At 63.7% G+C, this 22,530-nt stretch carries 14 protein-coding genes and 1 pseudogene; 9 read left to right on the top strand and 6 right to left on the bottom strand.

Going from position 1 to position 22,530, the window contains the following annotated elements; all coding sequences use genetic code 11:
* Window positions 1–309: 309 nt before the first annotated feature.
* The gene (locus LQD11_RS04915; RefSeq protein ID WP_238616511.1) at window positions 310–582 is read right to left on the bottom strand and encodes a hypothetical protein; all 273 of its coding nucleotides are present in this window, start codon (window positions 580–582) and stop codon (window positions 310–312) included.
* 144 nt (window positions 583–726) lie between these two features.
* Window positions 727–2,655 (bottom strand): methyl-accepting chemotaxis protein, encoded by a 1,929-nt coding sequence (locus tag LQD11_RS04910; RefSeq protein WP_238616510.1) that lies wholly within the window; start codon window positions 2,653–2,655, stop codon window positions 727–729.
* A 588-nt stretch (window positions 2,656–3,243) separates the two neighbouring features.
* Here LQD11_RS04910 and LQD11_RS04905 point away from each other — a divergent pair.
* Both LQD11_RS04905 and LQD11_RS04900 read left to right on the top strand, forming a co-directional pair.
* Window positions 3,244–4,698 carry an ATP-binding protein gene (locus LQD11_RS04905; protein WP_238616509.1) on the top strand — a complete coding sequence of 485 codons (1,455 nt, stop codon included), beginning with the start codon at window positions 3,244–3,246 and terminating at the stop codon, window positions 4,696–4,698.
* Window positions 4,699–4,864: 166 nt separating this feature from the next.
* Window positions 4,865–5,068 (top strand): annotated as a pseudogene (locus LQD11_RS04900) (hypothetical protein); the annotation flags it as partial.
* Between the two features lie 2 nt (window positions 5,069–5,070).
* Here LQD11_RS04900 and LQD11_RS04895 read toward each other — a convergent pair.
* Both LQD11_RS04895 and katG read right to left on the bottom strand, forming a co-directional pair.
* Window positions 5,071–6,327 (bottom strand): D-amino acid dehydrogenase, encoded by a 1,257-nt coding sequence (locus tag LQD11_RS04895; protein WP_238616507.1) that lies wholly within the window; start codon window positions 6,325–6,327, stop codon window positions 5,071–5,073.
* Between the two features lie 222 nt (window positions 6,328–6,549).
* Window positions 6,550–8,739 carry a catalase/peroxidase HPI gene (gene katG, locus LQD11_RS04890; RefSeq protein ID WP_238616506.1) on the bottom strand — a complete coding sequence of 730 codons (2,190 nt, stop codon included), beginning with the start codon at window positions 8,737–8,739 and terminating at the stop codon, window positions 6,550–6,552.
* A 263-nt stretch (window positions 8,740–9,002) separates the two neighbouring features.
* Here katG and LQD11_RS04885 point away from each other — a divergent pair, with 263 nt between their 5' ends.
* The 5 genes from LQD11_RS04885 to LQD11_RS04860 are packed head-to-tail and all read left to right on the top strand — an operon-like array spanning window position 9,003 to window position 15,328.
* Complete coding sequence (locus LQD11_RS04885; RefSeq protein ID WP_238616505.1) at window positions 9,003–9,197, top strand: hypothetical protein; 195 nt, start codon at window positions 9,003–9,005, stop codon at window positions 9,195–9,197.
* Complete coding sequence (locus tag LQD11_RS04880; RefSeq protein ID WP_238616504.1) at window positions 9,194–10,432, top strand: exonuclease SbcCD subunit D C-terminal domain-containing protein; 1,239 nt, start codon at window positions 9,194–9,196, stop codon at window positions 10,430–10,432. Before LQD11_RS04885 ends, LQD11_RS04880 begins: the two co-directional genes overlap by 4 nt.
* 11 nt (window positions 10,433–10,443) lie before the next feature.
* Window positions 10,444–14,112, top strand: a complete 3,669-nt coding sequence (locus tag LQD11_RS15560; protein WP_338081471.1) for an AAA family ATPase — start codon at window positions 10,444–10,446, stop codon at window positions 14,110–14,112.
* 44 nt (window positions 14,113–14,156) lie between these two features.
* A complete protein-coding gene (locus LQD11_RS04865) occupies window positions 14,157–14,957 on the top strand; it encodes an undecaprenyl-diphosphate phosphatase (protein WP_238616503.1) in 801 nt (266 codons plus the stop codon).
* Between the two features lie 23 nt (window positions 14,958–14,980).
* Window positions 14,981–15,328, top strand: coding sequence for a hypothetical protein (locus tag LQD11_RS04860; RefSeq protein WP_238616502.1), 348 nt, complete (start codon window positions 14,981–14,983; stop codon window positions 15,326–15,328).
* A 21-nt stretch (window positions 15,329–15,349) separates the two neighbouring features.
* On the opposite strand, the gene LQD11_RS04855 is transcribed toward LQD11_RS04860, so the two are convergent.
* Together LQD11_RS04855 and LQD11_RS04850 are read right to left on the bottom strand one after the other, a co-directional pair.
* A complete protein-coding gene (locus LQD11_RS04855) occupies window positions 15,350–16,702 on the bottom strand; it encodes an ATP-binding protein (protein ID WP_238616501.1) in 1,353 nt (450 codons plus the stop codon).
* Window positions 16,703–16,760: 58 nt separating this feature from the next.
* Window positions 16,761–17,498, bottom strand: a complete 738-nt coding sequence (locus LQD11_RS04850) for a response regulator (protein WP_238616500.1) — start codon at window positions 17,496–17,498, stop codon at window positions 16,761–16,763.
* Window positions 17,499–17,736: 238 nt separating this feature from the next.
* On the opposite strand from LQD11_RS04850, the gene LQD11_RS04845 reads away from it, so the two are divergent.
* Together LQD11_RS04845 and LQD11_RS04840 are read left to right on the top strand one after the other, a co-directional pair.
* Entirely contained in the window at window positions 17,737–19,992 is a 2,256-nt protein-coding gene (locus tag LQD11_RS04845; RefSeq protein ID WP_238616499.1) for a TonB-dependent receptor domain-containing protein, read from the top strand.
* Window positions 19,993–20,000: 8 nt separating this feature from the next.
* Window positions 20,001–22,487: a PepSY domain-containing protein gene (locus LQD11_RS04840; RefSeq protein WP_238616498.1), complete on the top strand. Its 2,487-nt coding sequence runs from the start codon at window positions 20,001–20,003 to the stop codon at window positions 22,485–22,487.
* Window positions 22,488–22,530: the final 43 nt, after the last annotated feature.

Raw genomic sequence — 22,530 nt, 5'->3', positions numbered from 1 at the left:
GCCCAACTGCGCACAGATCATCGAAACCGGAAACCATGCCTACAACCGCTCAAGCGGTTTAGGGATGGTAGTTCATTCTTGAGGATTCGATGGGTGGGCTGCATGGGCCAGCCCTGAACCCGGTACGCGAAATCACCGCGAAAGCGGTGACGTAGCAAGAACGGGAATCCTCCGGCTTTAGCCGTGGGGAGGCTCAATTTGTCAAATGTGCGCGATTTGTGCGCACATCGTCAAGATGGAGCCGTGTCCAAGGACAATCCTCGGCACATGACCGCAGAATGGAAACCATTGAGACAGGGGGGAGGGCTATCAGGCCGCTGATCGTCGTCGCTGTTGCCGGTACCGGGCCTCGAACTGTGTACTCCGTGCCAGCCACTGATCCGGGGTGAGTCCCTGCCGCTGCAGGATCGGGGGTAGGGTATTGGCGATGGCGCCTTTCTTTCTCGGGTCGATGGCCCGACCGGTGTAGTCCACCAGGGCGAGATAATCCTCGAAGGCAAACGGGATGCCGGGTTGTTCCCACTCGGCGAATGCGCCTTCAAACGGCAGCAGCGGTTTCACCGGCCCGTCGAATCGCAGCATGAGTTAGGGACAGGCACTCTGGAGCACAAAGGTGGTGGCTGATGGCGAATCGGCACTGGATGGACATGTACGAAGCCAAGCATCTCCTGCGCGCCGCCGTACCCGACGGGCAGCCGCGGATCAGCCCGCCAGGCACGATGCCGATCAAATCCTGAAACGTCCCACCACCAGCCGGAGTTCTTCCGCCAGTTTGGAAAGGTCATGACTTGCCTGGGAGGTCTGCAGCACGTTTTCCTTGGCATGCTGCGCCACCTCGTTGATCCGGTGGATGCTCTGGTTGATGTCATGGACCGTGGCACTTTGCTCCTCGGCCGCACTGGCGATCTGCTGAGTCATGTCATTGATGTGGGTCACCGCCTGGGTAATGCGATCCAGGGTACTGCCCGCCTCACCAGCCTGGGTCATGCTGTGATCCGCGCCGGTCCGGCTTTCTTCCATCACATTTACGGCGGATCTGACGCTGGCGTGCAGTTTCTCGATCATGCTCTGAATGTCCGAGGTGGATTTTTGCGTGCGGCTGGCCAGTGTCCTGACCTCATCCGCCACCACCGCAAATCCCCTGCCCTGCTCTCCCGCCCGTGCTGCCTCTATGGCGGCATTGAGCGCCAGCAGGTTGGTCTGTTCCGCCACATCCCGGATCACCTGTAAAATCGAGCCGATGCTTTCGGTATCCCGGCGCAGGGCCTCCATGGCTTCCGCCGTTCGCGTGACATCGCCCGCCAGTTTCCGGATGGCACCAACCGTCGTGTCCACCACCGTTTTGCCGCCCCTGACGTCGGACAGGGTCTGCAGGGCACTGTCCGCCGTGGACTGGGTACTCCGGGCCACCTCTTCCACGGTAGCAGTCATCTCGTTCATGGCCACCGCCGCGCTGTCCATCTGATGCGCCTGCTGGTCCATGCCCCGTTCCGTTTCTGCATTGATCTGGGAAAGCTCGGTGGATGCGGCCGCCACTTCATTGGCGTAGTTGGTGATGTCGCTCATCATGCTGCGCAACTGGCCCTGCATTCTCGCAATGCTGGCCAGCAGACTTCCGCTGTCCCCCGGTTGCAGATTCACCTGGCTGGTCAGGTCTCCCGAGGCCACCTGTTGCACCACCTGGGCCGCATAAACAGGCTCCCCCCCCAGGATGCCTCGGACTGCCCGCACCACGAGCAGGCTGATGATCACCGCGATGATCACCATGGTTCCGGCAATGATGATCAGATTACGCATCATCTCCCGAACTTCGGCCAGAGCATGGTATTCCTCTTCCTCCAGGATCAGCCCCCAGCCCAGCATCGGGATGTAGTTGTAGCTGCCGATGACCGGGACGCCGGCGGCGTTAAGATAATGGCCCAGACCGGTTTGCGACTGACGAATCCCCCTCACCGCCATGGTATCCACCGGCGCATTGGTCTGGCCGATGGACGCCGCCGGGGTCAGCGGCATGCCATCGGCTCCATTCACCAGATACACTTCCACGAACTCTCCCACGCTAAGGGCTCTGACCTGGGCAAAGATCGTCTGTAACTGCACGGCACCCCGCATGACCCCAACGATGCGCTCCCCTTCACGGATGGGGATCGCCACGGTGCTCACCAGATTACCGGTAGCCCTGGAAAGGACGGGGCGGGAAAACACATCCTCGCCGGCAATGGCACGCCGGAACCAGTCACGATCCGGCACCTGGAAATCACTTACCTCGCTGCGGGACATGACCCGACTGCGTCCCTCGAAAGCGGCGCCGGCGATGCCCTGCCCACGGGGGTCAACCACAATGATGGTGTCATAGAAACCGGACTGGGCCATCGCCTGCAGCAATGGCTCCAGCGCATCGGCATCCATGGCGCGCGCCGATTCCAGCCCGGCCAGGAAACGCATCTCGTCCTGGCGAACCATCAGCCAGCGGGAGAATGCCTCGGTATTCATTGCCCCGATGCCCTGAAGCTCCTCTTCAACCGCCGAGGTGAAGGCCGCCCGGTACTGAAAATAGACCGCAACGGAAACCGACAGGATGCTCGCCAGCACCAGGGTAACCAGGATCATGATCAGACTTCGGCCAAAACCCAACCATGCAATCAGGTGTTTCATGCTCCCCTCCCCCGATGGAAACCTTGATCGAGACGATGTCTGGCCCATTCGGCATTGATTAAGACTGCCGGGATGCTCTATCAATCATTCCCGCAGAAGCAGAAATCCGGTCACGAACCGGGCACTCCAGATTCCCCGTTTGCGGGAGCGATGTGACGACAGGGGACTGGTTCAGTGTTTTCCCCTGGATAAGGATTCCGAAAAATCCGCACGTCACATAAAGCGCGAGTAGCCTGCCCCAAGCAACTCCGATTTAGAGCAAATCTAATATTGGGCATGAATTGCCTTTTTTTCCAGTGCCCTCCGGGTAATTTCGTCCTTAAGGTAGGATAGTTCCGATATCTGGTAATTTCGCGCGATATCAGCTTGATCACCCGTCAACTCCCCACCCTGGAAGACGGCCGGATGCCATCCTGAGGCACAGGGGCACAGGGGCACAGGGGCACAGGGGCACAGGGGCACAGGGGCACAGGGGCACAGGGGCAGTGGACAGGCACTCTTGAGTTTTTACCAGTTCAACTCGAAAGCGAGCTTGAGCATGAAGCAACTGTCCGGAATTTCTGGATGGTTCCGCAGAACGGGTGACTCATGAATCCCCAGCGTGATGTGGACCTGATTAATGAGTTACTGGCGATTGGATCGGAGACATCTTGGCTGGAGTTCAAAAAAGACAATGTGGATCCGGACAGCATCGGTGTCCGCTGCTCGGCCCTTGCCAATGCCGCCCGACTTGCCGGCAAGGACCGGGCCTATATGCTGTGGGGTGTGGAAGATCAGAGCCTCAGAGTTATTGGCACTGTCTTTAACCCAGATACTCAGAAGGCGCATGGTCAGGAATTGGCGTTCTGGCTCGCACGCCAGCTCCAACCGAGTGTTGCATTCGAGTTCAGGACGGTGGTTCACCCTGATGGGCAGATACGACTGCTGGAAATTCCCGCTGCCACGTCGGCGCCAGTCGCTTTCAAGAATATTCCGTATATCCGGATTGGCAGCGCCACGCCAAAGCTGACCGATTACCCGGAACGCTATCAACAGCTGATCGAGAAGCTTCGTCCGTATACTTGGGAGCATGCGCTGGCCAGGCAATATGCGACCGGTGATGAAGTGCTCGAATTACTTGATTACAGCAGCTATTTCAAGCTGACTCGGCAACCCTTGCCAGATAACAGAGCGGGAATTTTTGAAAAGCTCAGCGCTGAAGGGTTGATCGGCAAGGATGTAGGCGACAAATGGAATATTACAAATCTTGGCGCGATTCTGTTTGGTTCCAACCTGGCAGCGTTCAACTCTTCTTTGGCTCGCAAGGCAGTGCGTTTTATTGCCTATGGGGGGCGGAATCGCGCCGCAACCGTGACTCATCGAGCCGATGGCAATAAGGGCTACGCAATAGGTTTTGAAGGTCTGATCGAATTTATCAACGGCCTCCTGCCAAAGAATGAGCATATTGATACTGCATTGCGCACCGAGCAACCCCTGTTTCCCACCATCGCGGTGCGAGAACTCATTGCCAATGCGTTGATTCACCAGGATATGACTATATCGGGTGCCGGGCCGCAGATTGAAGTCTTTGTTGATCGCATGGAAATCACTAACCCGGGCAAGCCGCTGGTGCCGACTGAGAGGATGATTGACCTGCCACCGCGTTCGCGCAATGAAGCTTTGGCGGCACTGATGCGTCGCATGGGAATGTGCGAGGAACAAGGGAGCGGACTGGATAAAGTCATTGCCTCGGTGGAGCTGTTCCAACTGCCGCCGCCACTATTCCGCGAGGAAGGCGACGCCATGCAGGTGGTGCTATATGGTCCAAGAACCTTCGCGCAGATGACCCCCGATGAAAGAACCCGGGCCTGTTATCATCATTCGATCCTGAAATTCTTGAGCGGTGAGCGCATGAAAAATGCCACCCTGTGCGAGCGCTTTGGTATCGAAAGCCGAAATGCTTCCCAGGCTTCCGGGGTCCTCAAAAAGGCGTTGGAAGCGGGCCTGATCCGGGCGGCGGACCCTGAACACCCGCGAGCTGGCTATGTGCCGTGGTGGGCCTGATTTCTTGATCGGGTTTTGATTTCGCGCGGCTTTTAGCCCGGGAAAATGAAGAAAACCCATAAAATACAATAAATTATAGAATTATAAAGGGCGCAATTTTTTTGATTGACTATTGATTATCGCTCAAGACCCGGTCATTTTTTGCTGCAAGCAAGCCAGAGCACCTATGAACGAAGCCGAAACCCGCGCTGAACTCATCGACCCGGCCCTGAAGGAGGCGGGGTGGGGTGTGATGGAGGCCAGCCGGGTGCGGCGTGAGGTGATCACCCTCGGTCGGCTGCAGGGCGGCGGCATACGGGCCAGGCAGGACATCGCCGACTATGTGCTGATCTATCGCGGCCAGAAGCTTGCGGTGATCGAGGCCGATGCCGTTCAGCGGTAACGATCCACCCCCAGGCCGGCGGGGTCGATGTCCGGGGAACGTCCGCTGACCAGATCGGCCACGAATCTTGCCGAGCCCAGGGACATGGTCCAGCCCAGGGTGCCGTGGCCGGTGTTCAGGAACAGGTTGTCGTAGCGGGTCCCGCCCAGGATGGGCACGTTGTCCGGGGTCATGGGGCGCAGTCCGGTCCAGAACTCCGCCGCCTCCACCACGCCGCCGCCGGGGAACAGGTCGCGCACCACGAATTCGATGGCCGCCCGCCGCCGCTGCGGCAGGTCCTTGTTGTCGCCGGCGATCTCCGCGATCCCGCCCACCCGGATGCGGTGGTCGAAGCGGGTGACGGCCACCTTGTACTTCTGGTCCATCACCGTGGACTGGGGTGCCCGGTCCTCGTTCAGGATCGGCATGGTGAGGGAGTAGCCCTTGAGGGGATAGACGGGCAGATGGATGCCGATCCCGCCCAGTACCCTGGGTGATTCACAGCCCAGCGCCGCTACGTAGCGGTCGGCGGTCAGGGTGCCGGTGGAAGTCCTGACGCCGGTGATTGTCCCGTTGCCGGTGTCGATGGCCTCGACCGAGGTGTTCATCAGGAAGGTCACGCCCAGGGTTTCACAGGCCTTTGCCAGGGCCAGGGTGAACTTGCGGCAGTCACCGGTCTCGTCTCCCGGCAGCAGCACGCCTCCGGCGATCTTTTCCCGCACGTGGGCCAGGGCCGGTTCATGGCGGATGCAGGCGTCCACGTCCAGCACGGCGTGGGGAATATCCCAGCGCTCCAGGATGGCCACATTGTCGCCGGCCTCCGCCAGATCCTTTTCCGTGCGGAACAGTTCCAGGGTGCCCTTCTGACGGCCATCGTAGTGCAGCGGCAGTTCTTCCCGCAGTGCCTTGAAGCATTCGGCGCTGTAACGGGCCACTCGCAGCATGCGTTCCTTGTTCACCGTGAAGGCCGAGCTGGTGCACTGCCCCAGCATCCTGACCAGAAAGCCCAATGCCCGAATGTCGATGGCCCTTGGGTTGATGTAGAGGGGGGCGAGGTCCTGCGTCAGCCATCGGATGGCCTTGAAGGGGACGCCCGGTGCGGCCCAGGGGGTGGAGTGGTCGAACGACAGCATGCCCGCATTGGCGTGACTGGTTTCCATGGCCGGTTCCTCCTGCCGGTCGATCACCGTCACTTCGTGTCCCGCCCTGGCCAGATACCAGGCGCTGGTGACACCGATCACGCCACTGCCCAATACCAGAACTTTCATGGGTGGAGCCTCATGCGCCGGGAAGGGGATGGGTCTTTCCAGATAAGAATGGTTCGGTGCGGGAAAGTTTTCTGTTTGATGGAAAAGTTGGTGAGGCGGGGATCCAGTCACGGACTTTCAGCAGATCAGGGTCGGCGGATGAAAAAAGGGCGCGGCCGGAAGACGGCTGCGCCCGAGGGTTTTTGGGAGCATGATGGAGACGGTGCCTCCATCACACGAGGCTTACTTCAGATCAAAGCGATCCGCGTTCATCACCTTGACCCAGGCCTTGACGAAGTCCTTGACGAACTTCTCCCGGTTGTCGTCCTGGGCATAGACTTCGGCGTAGGAACGCAGGACCGAGTTGGAACCGAACACCAGGTCGACCCGGGTGGCCGTCCACTTCACCTCGCCGCTCTTGCGATCACGGATTTCGTAGAGGTTGTTGCCGGCCGGCTTGCAGCTGTAGCGCATGTCGGTGAGGTTGACGAAGAAGTCGTTGCTCAGCACGCCCACGCGGTCCGTGAACACACCATGCCGGGTGCCGCCATGGTTGGTGCCCAGGACGCGCATGCCGCCCACCAGCACCGTCATTTCCGGGGCGGTCAGCCCCATCAGCTGGGTGCGGTCCAGCAACAGCTCCTCGCCGGTGACCACATAGTCCTTCTGCTGCCAGTTGCGGTAGCCGTCGTGGATGGGTTCCAGCACGGCATAGGACTCGGTGTCGGTCATCTCCTCGGTGGCATCCCCACGGCCCGGTGCAAAGGGCACGGTGATGTCCACGCCGGCATCCCGTGCGGCCTTTTCCACCGCCGCCGTGCCGCCCAGCACGATCAGGTCGGCCATGCTCACCGGCTTGCTCAGGCCGGACTGGATGCCTTCCAGCACGCCCAGTACCTTCTTAAGACGTTCCGGCTCGTTGCCTTCCCAGTCGCACATCGGCGCCAGACGAATCCGGGCGCCGTTGGCGCCGCCCCGGTAGTCGGAACCACGGAAGGTACGGGCACTGTCCCAGGCAGTGGCGACCAGCTCGGAAACGCTCAGGCCGCTGGCGAGGATCTTGTTCTTGAGGTCGGCGATTTCGCCATCATCCAGCGTGTAATCCACGGTGGGGATGGGGTCCTGCCAGAGCAGGTCCTCCTGGGGCACGTCCGGACCCAGGTAACGGCTCTTCGGCCCCAGATCGCGGTGGGTCAGCTTGAACCAGGCCCTGGCGAAGACCTCGTTGAAATACTCAGGATCCTTGTAGAAGCGCTCGGAGATCTCCCGATAGATGGGGTCCTTGATCATGGCCATGTCGGCGTCGGTCATGATCGGGTTGTAGCGGATGGACGGATCTTCCACGTCCACCGGCTTGTCTTCCTCCTTGATATCGACAGGTTCCCACTGCCAGGCACCGGCCGGGCTCTTCTTCAGCTCCCATTCGTGCTCCAGCAGCATTTTGAAGTAGCCGTTGTCCCACTGGGTGGGGTAGGTGGTCCAGGCGCCTTCGATGCCGCTGGTGATGGTTTCACGGCCACAGCCCTTGCCCTGGGGGTTATGCCAGCCCAGACCCTGTTCCTCGACGCCGGCCCCTTCGGGGTCTGCGCCCAGCTTGGAGGCATCGCCGTTACCATGGCATTTGCCCACGGTATGGCCACCGGCGGTCAAGGCCACGGTTTCCTCGTCGTTCATCGCCATGCGGGCAAAAGTGATGCGCACGTCATGGGCGGTCTTGAGTGGGTCGGGATTGCCGTCCACCCCTTCCGGGTTGACGTAGATCAGGCCCATCATCACGGCGGCCAGGGGGTTTTCCAGGTCGCGCTCGCCGGAGTAGCGGCTGTTGGGGTTGTCGGTGGGTGCCAGCCATTCCTTCTCGGAACCCCAATAGATGTCTTTTTCCGGGTGCCAGATGTCCGCGCGGCCGCCGGCGAAGCCGAAGGTCTTCAGACCCATGGACTCGTAGGCCATGTTGCCGGCCAGAATGATCAGATCGGCCCAGGAGAGCTGGTTGCCGTACTTTTTCTTGATCGGCCACAGCAGGCGACGGGCCTTGTCCAGGTTGACGTTGTCAGGCCAGCTGTTGATCGGCGCAAAGCGCTGGTTGCCGGTCCCGGCCCCCCCGCGGCCGTCGGCAATGCGGTAGGTGCCGGCGGCGTGCCAGGCCATGCGGATCATCAGGCCGCCGTAGTGTCCCCAGTCGGCCGGCCACCAGTCCTGGCTGTCCGTCATCAGCGCCCGCAGGTCCCGCTTTACGGCTTCCAGATCCAGCTTTTTGAATTCCTCTGCATAATCAAAGTCCTCGCCCAGGGGGTCGGTCTTGGTGTCATGCTGATGAAGGATGTCCAGATTCAGTGCATTGGGCCACCATTCCATGTTGGAAGCCCCGCTGGCGGTGTTGCCGCCGTGTACCACCGGGCACTTGCCTCCACTGCTGACGTTATTTCCGGCCATGTCTATCTCCCCATTTGCTGCTTGGTTGGTTGGTCTTGATCCGTCAATTCAGTCCCCGTTCGGGGCAGGGCAACCCGCTCAGGCGGCTGTGCGAGACCAGATTCCCCGGTGATTGTTGCCGGGAGTGACTCGCGTTAATCCGTTCGCCCTGCTTTCGTTATTAAGTTATAGAGGGTATGGGTGATATATTCAAATAAATGGTTTCCATTTTGGTGATAGTTTTAATTAATCGAATGGCTGTTTGGGTCTTCGGGTGGGGACCCATGCCTCCGGATACCCCGGTCTGCCATTCGCGGGTTATCCTCCCCGCATTTAAAACCTGGGAGATGGCACCCGTGTTGATGGTGCAGGGAATGGCCGGGCTGGTGGTTTTCATCAATGTCGGGCGCGCGGTGAAGACGAACCGCCGTGCCGGTGCCGGCATCGGGGAGAGACAGGCGATGGGAGGGGTGCGATGAAAATCCTCCACACCTCCGACTGGCATCTGGGCCGACGTCTTTTCGGCCGCCAGCGTTATGAGGAATTCGAGGCCTTTCTGGATTGGCTGGCCGTGCTCATCGAGGACGCCGGGGTGGATGTGCTGGTGGTGGCCGGGGATGTGTTCGACACCAGCACCCCCAGCAACCGGGCCCAGTCCCTGTATTACCGGTTTCTGTGCCGACTGGCCGGTTCCTGCTGTCGGCATGTGGTGGTGGTGGCCGGCAATCATGATTCCCCCACCTTTCTGGATGCCCCCCGCGAACTGCTGAAGGTGTTGGATGTGCATGTGATCGGCGCCGTGCCCGACGACCTTGCCGACGAGGTGCTGGTCCTGCATCACCCGGAGACGGGGATGGCGGAACTGGTGGTCTGCGCCGTGCCCTATCTGCGGGACCGGGATATCCGCCGGGTGGAGGCGGGGGAGAGCGTGGAAGACAAGGATCGCAAGCTGATCGAGGGGATCCGTGACCATTACCGCACTGTGGTCGAACTGGCCTGTCGGCGCCGGGCCGAACTGGACGGGCATCCGCCCATGCTCGCCACGGGCCATCTGTTCACCGCCGGTGGCCGGACGATGGACGGCGACGGCGTGCGGGATCTGTATGTGGGGTCTCTGGCCCACGTGGGTCGCGATATCTTCCCTGATGGTCTGGACTATGTGGCCCTGGGCCATTTGCACGTGGCGCAGACGGTGCAGGGCTCGGAGCGGGTGCGCTACAGCGGCTCGCCCCTGCCCATGGGCTTTGGCGAGGCCGGGCAGCGCAAGAGCGTCTGTCTGGTGGAACTGGAGGCGGGCGGCAGTCTTCTGACAGTGCGTTGTCCGGAGGTGCCGGTGTTCCAACCCCTGGCCCGGGTGCGTGGCGACTGGGAGGCGATCCAGGCCCGGTTGCGGGAACTGGTTGCCGCCGACTCGCGGGCCTGGCTGGAGGTCATCTACGAGGGGGAGGCGGTGATCGGTGACCTGCGGGCAAGGCTGGACGAGATCCTGGCGGGCAGCCGTCTGGAGGTCCTGCGGCTGAAGAATGCCCGGGTCATCGACCGTGTGCTGGCGCAGTGCCACGACCGGGAAACCCTGGATGATCTGGATGTCCATGATGTCTTCGAACGCTGCCTGACCCGGCATGAAGTGCCGGACACGCAGCGGCCGTCCCTGCGCCTGGCCTATCGGGAGACCGTGGCCGCCCTCCATGATGCCGACCCGCTTGCGGAATAGGACTCTGCCCCGTGCGCATCCTGCAGATACGTTTCAAGAACCTCAATTCCCTGGCCGGTGAATGGGAGATCGACCTGACCCATCCCGCTTTCACCGCCGACGGCATCTTTGCCATCACCGGTCCCACCGGCGCCGGCAAGACCACGTTGCTGGACGCCATCTGCCTGGCCCTGTACGGGCGCACGCCGCGCCTGCACCGGGTCAACCGCAGCGGCAACGAGGTCATGTCCCGGCACACGGGTGACTGCTTTGCCGAAGTCACCTTCGAGACGCCGGCGGGGCGCTATCGTTGCCACTGGAGTCAGCACCGGGCCCGACGGCGGCCCGACGGAGAGTTGCAGGCCCCCCGCCACGAGATCGCCAATGCGGACACCGGGGAGATCTTCGAGGCCAAGGTCCGGGGGGTGGCGGAACAGATCGAACAGGCCACGGGCATGGATTTCGAGCGTTTCACCCGTTCCATGCTGCTGGCCCAAGGCGGTTTTGCGGCCTTCCTGCAGGCGCCGCCGGACGAGCGCGCGCCGATCCTGGAGCAGATCACCGGCACGGAGATCTACAGCCGCATCTCCGTGGCCGTGCATGAGCGTCGCGGCGAGGCCCGCCGCACCCTTGAGCATCTACGGACGGCGCTGGAAGGCATGCGTCTGCTCAGCCTGGAGGAAGAGCAGCAGTTGTCGGCGGAACTGGCGGCGCGGCAGGCCCAGGAGACGGCCTTGCACGCACAGCTGGAACAGCAGCGCAAGGCCGTCGACTGGTTGGAGGGGATCGCGACACTGGAGGCCGCCCAGGCGCGGATCCGGGAGGAGGCAGCGGATCTTGAGGCCCGTATCGAGGCCTTCGCCCCGGATCGGCAGCGGCTGCACCGGGCCCGGCAGGCCCTGGAGTTGGCGGGCGATCATGCCGCCTTGATCCAGTTGCGCCAGGGTCAGGCACGGGATCGGGCGCGGCAGGTTGCCGGTGAGGCCGAGTTGCCCGGTGCCGAGGCGGCGGTCCGGCAGGCGGAAGCCGTCCTGCAGCAAACGCAGGAACAACTGAACACCGCCCGCGGGACGTTGCGGGCGCGTCTGCCGGTGCTGCAGAAGGTACGGGAACTGGATCTGCAGGTTGCCGACCGTCGTGCCGCCCTGGCCCAGTCCCATGAGACGCTGGCGACTTCGAAGCAGCGTCTGGAGGCGCTACGCTCGGAGCAGACCGGGGCGGAAGCGCGGTTGCAGGCGGGTCGGGAACAGATCGAGGCATTGCGTGGTGAACTGGACCGGACCTGTGCCGATGAAACCCTGGTGGGGCGGCTGACCGGCATCCGGGAGCAGGCCAATGCCCTGGAGGCCCTGCATCGACAGCAGGATGAGGGGATCACCGCGTTTCGGCAGTGTCGGGAGGCCCAGGAACGGGCCGAGGCGGAGCGACAGGCCTGCCAGGAGCGGTTTGAAGCCTTGACCCTGGCGCAGCAGGATCTGCAGGCCGGGTGGCGGGAGATCCACCAGGTCATGGAAACCCGGCTGCAGGGCCGGACCCTGGCCGACTGGCGCTCGGATCTGGCGGCGTTGCAGGCGCGGGAGACGCGGATCCGGCAGGCCGGGGAGGCCCTGGCGGCCCGGGATCAGGCTCACTCCCGGCTGGCGGCCCTGATGGTGGAGGAGCAGGGACTGTCCGTAGACCTTGAGCGCCTGGGCGGGGAGACCGGAACCCTGGCCGAACGGCTCCACGGGCTGGAGGAGAAGGCGACATTGCTGGAGACCCAGCAGGGTCTGCTGCAGCGCATCGAGGCCCTGGAATCGGCGCGTGGGCAGTTACGGGACGGGGAACCCTGCCCCCTGTGCGGCGCCCTTGACCACCCCTATGCACGAGGCAATGTGCCCGCGGGGGACGAGACCCGGGAGGCCCTTGAGCGGGTCAGGACCGAACTGAAGACCCTGCGGCAACAGGACACGGATCTGCGGGTTCGACGGGCCCAGGTGGATAAGGATCTGGAACGGATTTCCCGGGAACGGCAGACCCAGGCCACGGCTCTGGAGGCGTGGACCACCGAACTGGTCCGCCATGGGGAAGCCTTGGCGCCGGCGGACCCCGAGTGGCCCGGGCGACTGGAGTCCCTGGCCGGGGAGAATGCCGATCAACTGAAGGCCGTCGCCTCGCGCATTGCGGCGGTGGAGGCGGACCAGACGGCGCTGGAGGGGCGTCGACAGGCATTGGAGCAGGCCCGGGAGGCGTTGGTCGAGGCGGAAAAGGCCTTGATGGCCGCCGGTCATCGCCGGGATGGGGAAGCGGCGACGGTCCGGCGACTGGACGGGGAGCTGTCGGAGTTGCGGGCGCGCCTGGCCCGGCAGCAGGATCTGCTGCTGGATTCGGTGCAGCCGCTGGGTATCCGGTCCGTCGATCGGGCATCCCTGCCCGCGCTGCTGGAACAACTGGAACAGCGTCATGATCAATGGCAGTCCCGCCGGCAGGCCCTGGCGAGCCTGGAGGGAGAACTCAAGGCCCTGGAGATCGGCATGACCCATCGTGCCGGACAGATCCGGGACAGCGTCGAGGATGTGCATCAGCGGTCCACCCAGGCCGACACCCTGGAACAGTCGACCGAGGCCCTTTGGGCCGAGCGCCGGCGGTTACTGGGGGAGCAGTCGCCGGAGACGGAACAGCAACAGCTGGAGGCCGCCGTGGAAGCGGCGGACGGGGCGCTGGAGTCGGCCCGGGAACAGGCCCGCCGGACGGGGGATGAATGCCGGCAGTTGCGCATCCGGCTGGAGGATCTGCGCACGGCCCTGACGGAGCGGGAACCCCGGCTGCGGGAGGCGGAGACGGCCTTCCGGCAACGCCTGGAGGCGCTGGGCCTGGCGGATGAGGCCGACTTCCAGGCCGCCTGTCTGCCGGAACCCGAGCGCCGGGCACTGAGCGAACAGGCCCAGGCACTGGAGGCGGAGCGGGTGGCCCTGGACGCCCGCGCCGAGGACACCCGCCGTCTGCTGGCGACGGCCCGGGAACAGGCTTTGACCGATCAGCCCCTGGTGGTACTGCGGGAACAGCTGACGGAGCAGATCCGTGCCCATCAGGCGGTGCAGCAGGCGATCGGCGGACTGCGTCAGCGCCTGGCGGACAATGACACCCTGCGGCACCGGTATCGGGAGCAGACGGCGGCCATCGAGGCACAGCAACGGGAGTGTGACCGCTGGGATCAGTTGCATGAACTCATCGGGTCCGCCGACGGCAAGAAATACCGCAACTTTGCCCAGGGGCTGACCTTCGACCTGATGATCGGCCACGCCAACCGGCAGTTGCAGAAAATGACGGACCGTTATCTGCTGATCCGCGACGAGGCCCAGCCGCTGGAGTTGAACGTGATCGACAGCTACCAGGGGGGCGAGATCCGTTCCACCAAGAACCTCTCCGGCGGCGAGGGTTTCATCGTCAGTCTGTCCCTGGCGCTGGGCTTGTCCCGTATGGCGGGGCGTCAGGTTCGGGTGGATTCCCTGTTCCTGGACGAGGGGTTCGGCACCCTGGACGACGATGCCCTGGATACGGCCCTGCAGACCCTGGCGGGGCTGAGGGAAGAGGGCAAGCTGATCGGCCTGATCTCCCATGTATCCGCACTGAAGGAACGCATTGCCACCCGCATCCAGGTGACCCCCCAGACCGGTGGCACGAGCCGGATCAGCGGTCCGGGGTGTCGTGGGGGCGCATGATTTCGCCATAATGTTCCCCCGGAACCCACGAATGGAGCCTCGCCTTGGATCTCTTCCAGACCCTGGTCCTTGCCCTGGTACAGGGCCTGACGGAATTTCTCCCCATTTCCAGCGCCGCCCACCTGATCCTGGTGCCCGAGCTCACCGCCTGGGAGGATCAGGGGCTCACCTTTGACGTGGCCACCCATGTGGGCAGTCTGGCCGCCGTGATCTTCTACTTTCGCGCCGAGCTGCGGCGCATGGCCACCCACTGGGCCGGCTCGCTGGTGGGGAGGGGCTTTACCCCGGATGCCAAGCTGGCCTGGGCCGTGGGTCTGGGGACCATTCCGGCGGGCCTGGCGGGACTCCTGTTCCACGACGTGATCTCCACCAGCCTGCGTTCGGTGGAGGTGATCATCTTCACCACCATCACCTTCGCCCTGCTGCTGGGGCTGGCGGACTGGGTGGGTCGGCGGCGGCGGGATGAATACCAGATCGGCTGGCTGGATGTGCTGGTGATCGGCCTGGCCCAGGCCCTGGCGCTGATCCCCGGGGTCTCCCGCTCCGGTGCCACCATGACCGCCGCCCTGTTCATGGGGTTCAACCGTCAGGCGGCAGCCCGCTACTCCTTCCTGCTTTCCATTCCCATCATCGCCCTGGCGGGTGGCTATGAGACCTGGGGGCTCATCCAGGCCCCGGAGGAAAACGTCGCCTGGTCGATGATTCTGATCGGCGCCCTGGTGGCCGGGATCAGCGCCTATCTGTGTATTCACCTGTTCCTCAAGCTGCTGGCCCGCATGAGCTTTTTGCCCTTCGTCATCTACCGGCTGCTGCTGGGGGCATTCCTGATCTTCATGTTCTGGTAAGTCCTGTCCGGGGAGGGGTGGCCATGGCCGATGGGTTTGGTTACGTGAGCAACCGCCTGAGGTTTCTGGTGGTGGTCATGGGGTTTGCCCTGGTGGCCGGGCTGTGGCTGCTGCCCCAGGGTGCCCCGGTCACGGGACAGGTGAGCGCGACGGTGCTGGAGGTCAATGAAGGCACCGCCACCGGACTGCGCTCCGGTCAGTCCGTCACTCTGGTGACCCTGCGGGTCCGTCTGGAAACCGGCGAGGAAACCCGGGTCCAGGGTCTGGGCCGTCCGCCCGTGGTGGGTGATACCGTCATGCTGCTGGAGTCGGCATACCCGGACGGCAAACGGCGCTATCGCCTGTTGCCGGAGCACGGTGTGGTGGACTGATCGAGGGAAACAGCTCTCCGATCACGGCCTGGTCAGCGGCAGGCAGACGCTGATCCGCAGTCCGCCCAGGGGGGAGGGCGCGGCGGTGATCCGCCCCCCGTGACCTTCCACGATGCGCCGGCACAGGGCCAGACCCAGGCCCGCGCCGCCGTGGCGCCGGCTGCGGGAGGGCTCCACCCGGAACAGGTGTTCGAACAGCAGGGGCAGGGCGTCCGCGGGTACGCCGGGGGCGGTGTCATCCAGAGTGATGATGAGCTGCCGATCCTGTTGCCGGGCCTCCACATGCAGTCTGCCGCCGGGGTCCGTGTAACGCAGGGTGTTTTCCAGCAGGTTGTTCAGCAACTGCTTCAGGCGGGTCGGGTCGGCCTGGACGAAGGCCGGGGCGGGCGGCAGTGCCTGGGTGATGGTCAGCCGTTGCTGGGTGAAACGGGTCTGGTGCTGGACCGCGGTCTCCCGCAGCAGGGCGATCATGTCCACGCTTTCCCGGTGACAGTCCAGGCAGCCCACATCGCACAGGGCCAGCTGATAGAGGTCATCCACCAGTTTTCCCAGCAGGGCCGCCTCCGCCTGCAGTGACTGGAGTGCTTGCATGTCCAGCGTGCGGATGCCGTCTTCCAGCGCCTCCATTTCTCCCCGCAGTACCGACAGGGGGGTACGCAGTTCATGGGAGATGTCGGCGATCCAGCGGCGCCGTGCCGCTTCATTCCGCGCCAGGGTGAGGGCCAACTGGTTGAAGTCCTCGGCCAGGGTCTGGAATTCATCCCGGGTGCGCAGTCGTACCCGGGCCGAGTAGTCGCCCGTGGTCAGGGCGCGGGTGCCGCCCGTCAGGGCCTGCAGCGGACCCAGCAGGCGGTTGGCCAGCAGGTAGGAGGCGATGGCGGCCACCAGCAGGGCGATCAGGCCGATAAGACCCAGAATCCGTTCCTGCTGGCGCTCGAACTGCTGGGCCAGCCCGTCGGTGATGTGGGTGGACGGCATCACATACAGGATGCCCACGGTGGTGCCGTCCACCTGCACCGGGTAACGCTTGCCCTCGTCCGGGAACGGCAGGGGCGGTCCGATCAGCCTGCGGCCCGTCTCATCCAGCAGGGCAAGACGTCCCGGTCGCCGGATCAGATCCTGAAGTACCGCGTCTTCGGACGGATAGGCCGGCGGCGCGCCGTCGGCCATCCGCTGCAGGCGCCCCCACAGGCGCGGATTCTGTACCAGGGACTCCCAACTGCCGTTGACCCGGTAATACGCCGCCAGGGTGCGGGTGAAATTGTGCGCCTGTTCCTGCTCCACCTGCGCCAGATAACCCGCCAGTCCCTGCTGGAAGCTCAGGCGCGTGGCGCCCATGATGGCCAGGGTCAGGATGGCGAAGGTGATCACCATGGCGAGAAACAGCTTGGTGCGCAGCCCAGGGGCGGGTGGGTGAAGTTGAGCCAATGATTCAGGGTGCCAAGGAAGTGAAGCGGTAGCCGACACCATAGACCGCCTGGATCAGGCGGTGTCCCGGCGCGGCCGCCTGCAGTTTCCTGCGCAGGTTCTTGATGTGGCTATCCACCGTGCGTGCCGTTACCACCCTATGGTCATCGTAGAGACCGTCGAGCAGGCTTTCCCGGCTCAGGACGGTGTTCGGCTGATCATGAAACTGTTGCAGCAGACGAAATTCCACGGGGGTGAGGGTGAGTTCCCGGCCGTTGAACACGGCCCGGTGACAGGCGGGTTCAAGATGCAGTCCCAAGGCATCCTGGGTGTGCATCGACGGTGGTATCGGCTCTTGTCCCACCCGACGCAGCAGGGCCCGGACCCGGGCCATGACCTCCCGGGGGCTAAACGGCTTGCAGACATAGTCATCCGCGCCCAGTTCAAAGCCCCTGAGCCGATCGGCTTCCTCGATCCGGGCGGTGAGCATGATGATGGGTACGGTGGATATCTGCCGGATCTCCCGGCACAGGCGCATCCCGTCCATATCGGGCAGCATGATGTCCAGCAGGATCAGGTTGGGGGGGGTGGCACGAAGCCTGTCCATCACCGGTTGCCCGCTGTCCAGCAGGCTGACCGTGTAGTGGTCCCGATGCAGGTAATCCGAGAGCAGGGCGGCGATCTTGGGTTCGTCTTCCACCACCAGGACATGGGCGCGGGTCATGGGGTGGATGTCGGGCTGGGGGATTGGGATAGCAGACATGCCGTCGAAGGGAAGTCCATGAGGATTGTGGAGATTGTGTGAAGATGCGCCGCCCGGGTCGGTGGAAGGGGCGCGGACGCTGATAATATTAATTGATATCGATTAACATTCGCACCCTTATTTCTTCCTCCTGTTGCTGTCAGCCAGCCAGTCCTGTCCCTGACGCGGGATGTCTCTAGGTCAGGGCATGCAGCCTGCCAGAACAGTTCAATCCGCATGAAATGGGAGTTGTCACGTCATGGTTTCACCCGCCCGACCCTCGGTATCTTCATTTCCGACCCTTCGCCCCCTGATGCTACGGACCGCCGTGGCCCTGGCCCTGGGAGGTATGGCCGGTTCCGTCCTGGCTTCGGAAACCCTCAGGCTGGACGAGATCACCGTCATCAGTGCCGCGGGTTTTGAGCAGGCGCTGCGGGATGCCCCCGCCAGCATCTCGGTGGTGACCCGGGAGGATCTGGAGCAGAAACGCTTTTCCAACCTGGCCGAGGCCCTGGCGGATGTGCCGGGGGTGGATGTACGGGCGGGCGTGGGCAAGACCGGCGGACTGAACATCGGTATCCGCGGCCTGCCCAGTGAATACACCCTGATCCTGATCGATGGCCGCCGCCAGAACACCTCCGGCAATGTCACCCCCAATGGCTTCGGCGAGACCTCCACCAGCTTCCTGCCGCCGCTGTCGGCCATCGAGCGCATCGAGGTGATCCGTGGTCCCATGTCCACCTTGTATGGATCGGATGCCATGGGCGGGGTGATCAACATCATCACCCGCCCGGTCAGCCGGCAGTGGGGGGGCAGCGTCACGGTGGAAAACACCTTCCAGGAAGACCGCACTGCCGGCAACAGCTCCAGCATCAGCGTTTTCACCACCGGACCGCTGGTGGAAGACCGGTTGGGTCTGCAGGTGCGTGGGCGCCTGTTCGACCGGGATGCCTCGGACCGGTTGATCGAAAACAGTGCCGGACGTGATCCCCGCCCGCCGGAGGCGCGGATCCACTCCCTGGGCGGTCGTCTGACCCTGACCCCCGTGGACGATCAGCAGGTCTGGCTGGATCTGGAACGTGCCCGGCAGACCTATTCCAATGACAACTGCCGTCTGGGCACCCTGGATGGGACCAACCGCAATACCTGCGCCCCCCAGCCCGGCACGGTCTGGGGCTATGAAGATGAACTGCGCTTCAACCGGGACCAGGCCGTGCTGGGTTATCGCGGTCATTTCGAGGCCGGTACCCTGGAAGGCAGCGTGACCCGCATCACCACGGAGACCTTGGGGCGCACCCTGCCCGCGGGCAGCGCGCCGGACTATGGCTATGAGGCTGTGGGCGGCGAACCCAGGCTGTTGGAGAACCGCGACCTGGTGGTGGACGGCAAGTGGGTGATGCCCGCCGGGGATCACATGCTGACCCTGGGTGGACAGTATGTGGATTCCAGGCTGGAAGACGGCGCGGCAGGCAGTCAGGCCTTCGAGCAGAGCAACTGGTCGGTCTTCGTCGAGGACGAGTGGTGGCTCAGACATGATCTGGCCCTCACCCTGGGTGCCCGCTATGAAAACCATGATGCCTTTGACGGACACTTCAGCCCCCGCGCCTATCTGGTCTGGAAGGCTGATGATCAGTGGACCTTGAAGGGCGGCGTCGGCCGGGGGTACAAGACCCCCACCCTGAACCAGCTCCATGACGGCATTACCGGTTTCACCAACCAGGGGCGGACGATCACCATCGGTTCTCCCCATCTCAAGCCGGAAAAGACCACCAACTATGAGCTGGGCGCGGGCTTTGACAACCGGACCGGACTGTCCGCGGATGTCACGCTCTTCCATACCCGCTTCACGGATCGGATTGCCAGTGGTGAAGGGATCCTCAACTGCCAGTATGTGGATGAGAACGGCAACCAGCCCCATGCCGGGATACCGGGCTGTCTGAGCATCGGTAACTTCACCGAGCAGGAAGAGTTCTCCCAGTCGGTGAACATCGATCGCGCCATTTCCCAGGGCGTGGAACTGAGCGCCCGTTATCGCTTTGCCCCGGCTTGGGAGATCAGTGGCGGCTATACCTACACGGACACCGAGATCCGCTCCGGTGACCAGAAGGGCCTGCTGCTGACCAACACGCCGGAGCACGCCCTGACCACCCGACTGCTGTGGGACGTCAGCAACCGGCTGTCGGCTCGCCTGGACGGGGAGTTCTATTCCTCCCGTGAACGCTTTAGCGGCGGGCTGCCCACCTCGGGTCAGAACCTTTCCCTGTATCAGCAATTGGGTAACAAGCTGGACAGCTACGCCGTGTTCAATCTGGGTGCCACCTATCGCATGTCCGACCGGGTGCGCCTGACCGGCACCGTCTACAACCTGCTGGACAAGGATTTCGGCAAATCGGACAGCTATGTCCACAACGGTCAGACCTACCACGCCTATCGTTACACCCAGACCGGTGCCGCCACCAGCGGAGTGTATCTGGACCGTCGGAGTCTGTGGCTGTCCGCCACCTACGACTTCTGAGGCGCCCCATGCTACGCAAACTCTGGTTCCAGCTTCACTGGTTCATGGGCATCACGGTCGGAGTCGTGCTGATCATCCTCGGCGTGACCGGGGGAATGCTGACCTTCGAGCGCGAGATCATCCGCGCCATCAACAGTGATGTTCTGCGGGTGGAGCCCCTGGACACACAACGCCTGTCTCCGGAAGCCCTGCTGCGACAGGCCCAGCAGGCCCTGCCGGAACGGCAGATCAATTCCCTGAGCCTGTCTTCCGATCCCCGGGATGCGGCCACCGTGAATGTGGCCGGTGACGGGCCGCAGGCCCGCCGCGGGGTCAATCATTATTTCAATCCCTACACCGGGGAACTGATCGGCGCCGAACTCAAGGGACAGGCCTTCTTCCGCACCCTGCAGCGCCTGCATCGCTGGCTGCTGATGGGGGATGTGGGCAAGCAGATCACCGGGGCGGCCACCATCATGCTGATCATCCTGGTGCTGTCGGGCATCTACCTGCGCTGGCCCCGGTCCTGGAAGGCCCTGGCCGGTTGGTTCACTTTCAGTGTTCGCCGCTCGGGGCGCGGGTTCGTCTCCAGCATGCACGGGGTGGTGGGTACCTGGGTGTTGCCTCTGTACCTGCTGGCGGCCCTGACGGGCCTGTACTGGTCCTATGACTGGTACCGGGCGGGTCTGCATGAGCTCAGCGGTGTCCCCATGCCGGTGCGCCCGGGTCCGCCGCAGCCCGCCCAGGAGGATAACGCCGATGCCCGGGCCGGCGGTGCCCGGAGCGGGGAAGAGGCTCCCCGTGGCCGCATGGGCCGTGAGGCATCTTCGCCCCGGGAGCCGGCGGCTGACCGTTTTGCACAGGTGAACGCCATCTGGCAGGCCTTCGAGCAGGCGGCACCTTTGGGCTATTCCACCGCCACCCTGCGTCTGCCCCAGCCGGGGGGAGACTATCAGTTCATGTATTTTGACCCCCGGCCGGCCCATGAGCGGGCCTGGAACCGCCTGACCCTGGCGGCCGGCACCGGCGACGTGCAAAACCATGTTCGCTATGCGGACCGTCCCCTGAATGAAAAGCTCATGTCCAGCATGCTGCCGCTGCACAGCGGCTCGTTCTTCGGCATGCCCGGCCGCATCGCCATGATGGTGGCCAGTCTGATCATGCCCCTGTTCGCCATCACGGGGCTGGTGCTGTATATCGATCGCCGCCGCAAGGCCCAGGTGGCCCGGTCGGCCCTGCTTCAGGCCGGGCTGAAGCCCTCGGGCGACAGCGGGATCGGGGAGGGCGAGCGCATCCATGTGGTCTTCGCCAGCCAGACCGGCAACGCCGAGACCCAGGCCTGGAAGACAGCCGGTGCGTTCCAGGCCGCCGGCCTTGCCGTGGCAGTCCACCCACTGGGCACCCTGACCCCGAATGACCTCAAGGACATGGGGCGCGTGCTGTTCATCGCCTCCACTTACGGGGAAGGTGAGTCCCCCGATCCGGCCCGTCCCTTTGCCCGGCTGATGGACCGGCAGCATCCGGATTTGAGCACAATGGAATATGCCCTGCTGGCTCTGGGCGACCGGGGTTACTGCCACTTCTGCGCTTTCGGCCGCGCCCTGGATGAATGGCTGCGATCCTGCGGCGCCATCGCCGTGGCCCCCCGGGTGGAGGTGGACAGTACCGAGCCCGCCGCCCTGGGCCAGTGGCAGGTATTGCTCCGTTCCTTGGGGGCCGCGGAAATGGACTTGAACGGGGAGATGTCGCCGCCGACTTCTTGGACCCTGACGGAGCGGCGGGAACTCAATCCCGGTTCCGTGGGCGGTTCCACTTTCCACCTGTCCTTCAGGCCGGACCCGGGGGCGGATGCACACTGGCAGGCCGGTGATCTGGTGGAGGTGCATGTCCCCGCCGCCGTCACCGGGGGACACGAAGTCACTCGCCTGTATTCCATCGCCTCCGTGCCCGCCGAAGGCTGTCTGAACCTGCTGGTGCGGCAGGTCCGTGGCGAGGACGGTCGACTGGGTCTGGGATCGGGCTATCTCACGGCCACGCTGGAGCCGGGGCAGTCGGTATCCCTGCGCCTTCGTCCCAATCGCAATTTCCGTCTCGACCAGGAGACCCGTCCCTTGATCCTGATCGGCAACGGGACCGGCCTGGCCGCCCTGCGTGCCCACCTGGTGGCGCGGATCACCGCTGGGCAGCAAACCAACTGGCTGGTCTTCGGGGAGCGCCAGCGGGCCCATGATTTCTACTATGAGGACGAGATCCGAAGATGGCAGGCCCAGGGTGGACTACCCATGCTATCCCTGGCCTTTTCCCGAGACGGGGAACAGCGGGAGTATGTCCAGCATCAGTTGCGGGCCCGTGCCGAGGACGTGATCCGTTGGGTGGATGAAGGAGCGGTGGTGCTGGTCTGCGGCAGTGCCCTGACCATGGCGCCGGCGGTGGATGAAGCCCTCCGGGAGATTCTGGGCGAAGAAAGGTTCGAAACCCTGTCAACGGATGCCCGCTATCGGCGTGATGTGTACTGAAGGGGGGATGCTTCCCCCCAGTCGATGACCCAGTCGCCATCCG

This window comes from Ectothiorhodospira shaposhnikovii, from assembly GCF_022227765.1.
Lineage (GTDB): Bacteria > Pseudomonadota > Gammaproteobacteria > Ectothiorhodospirales > Ectothiorhodospiraceae > Ectothiorhodospira.
Note: the sequence above shows the minus strand (reverse complement) of the source record. Positions and strands in the feature narration are given on the sequence as shown.

Coding starts and splice junctions, on each gene's coding strand:
- LQD11_RS04860 (WP_238616502.1), top strand. CDS start 14,981: ATGGCCGATGGGTTTGGTTACGTGAGCAACCGCCTGAGGTTTCTGGTG.
- LQD11_RS04915 (WP_238616511.1), bottom strand. CDS start 582: ATGCTGCGATTCGACGGGCCGGTGAAACCGCTGCTGCCGTTTGAAGGC.
- LQD11_RS04840 (WP_238616498.1), top strand. CDS start 20,001: ATGCTACGCAAACTCTGGTTCCAGCTTCACTGGTTCATGGGCATCACG.
- LQD11_RS04910 (WP_238616510.1), bottom strand. CDS start 2,655: ATGAAACACCTGATTGCATGGTTGGGTTTTGGCCGAAGTCTGATCATG.
- LQD11_RS04855 (WP_238616501.1), bottom strand. CDS start 16,702: ATGGTGATCACCTTCGCCATCCTGACCCTGGCCATCATGGGCGCCACG.
- LQD11_RS04845 (WP_238616499.1), top strand. CDS start 17,737: ATGGTTTCACCCGCCCGACCCTCGGTATCTTCATTTCCGACCCTTCGC.
- katG (WP_238616506.1), bottom strand. CDS start 8,739: ATGGCCGGAAATAACGTCAGCAGTGGAGGCAAGTGCCCGGTGGTACAC.
- LQD11_RS04905 (WP_238616509.1), top strand. CDS start 3,244: ATGAATCCCCAGCGTGATGTGGACCTGATTAATGAGTTACTGGCGATT.
- LQD11_RS04850 (WP_238616500.1), bottom strand. CDS start 17,498: ATGTCTGCTATCCCAATCCCCCAGCCCGACATCCACCCCATGACCCGC.
- LQD11_RS04885 (WP_238616505.1), top strand. CDS start 9,003: ATGCCTCCGGATACCCCGGTCTGCCATTCGCGGGTTATCCTCCCCGCA.
- LQD11_RS04895 (WP_238616507.1), bottom strand. CDS start 6,327: ATGAAAGTTCTGGTATTGGGCAGTGGCGTGATCGGTGTCACCAGCGCC.
- LQD11_RS04880 (WP_238616504.1), top strand. CDS start 9,194: ATGAAAATCCTCCACACCTCCGACTGGCATCTGGGCCGACGTCTTTTC.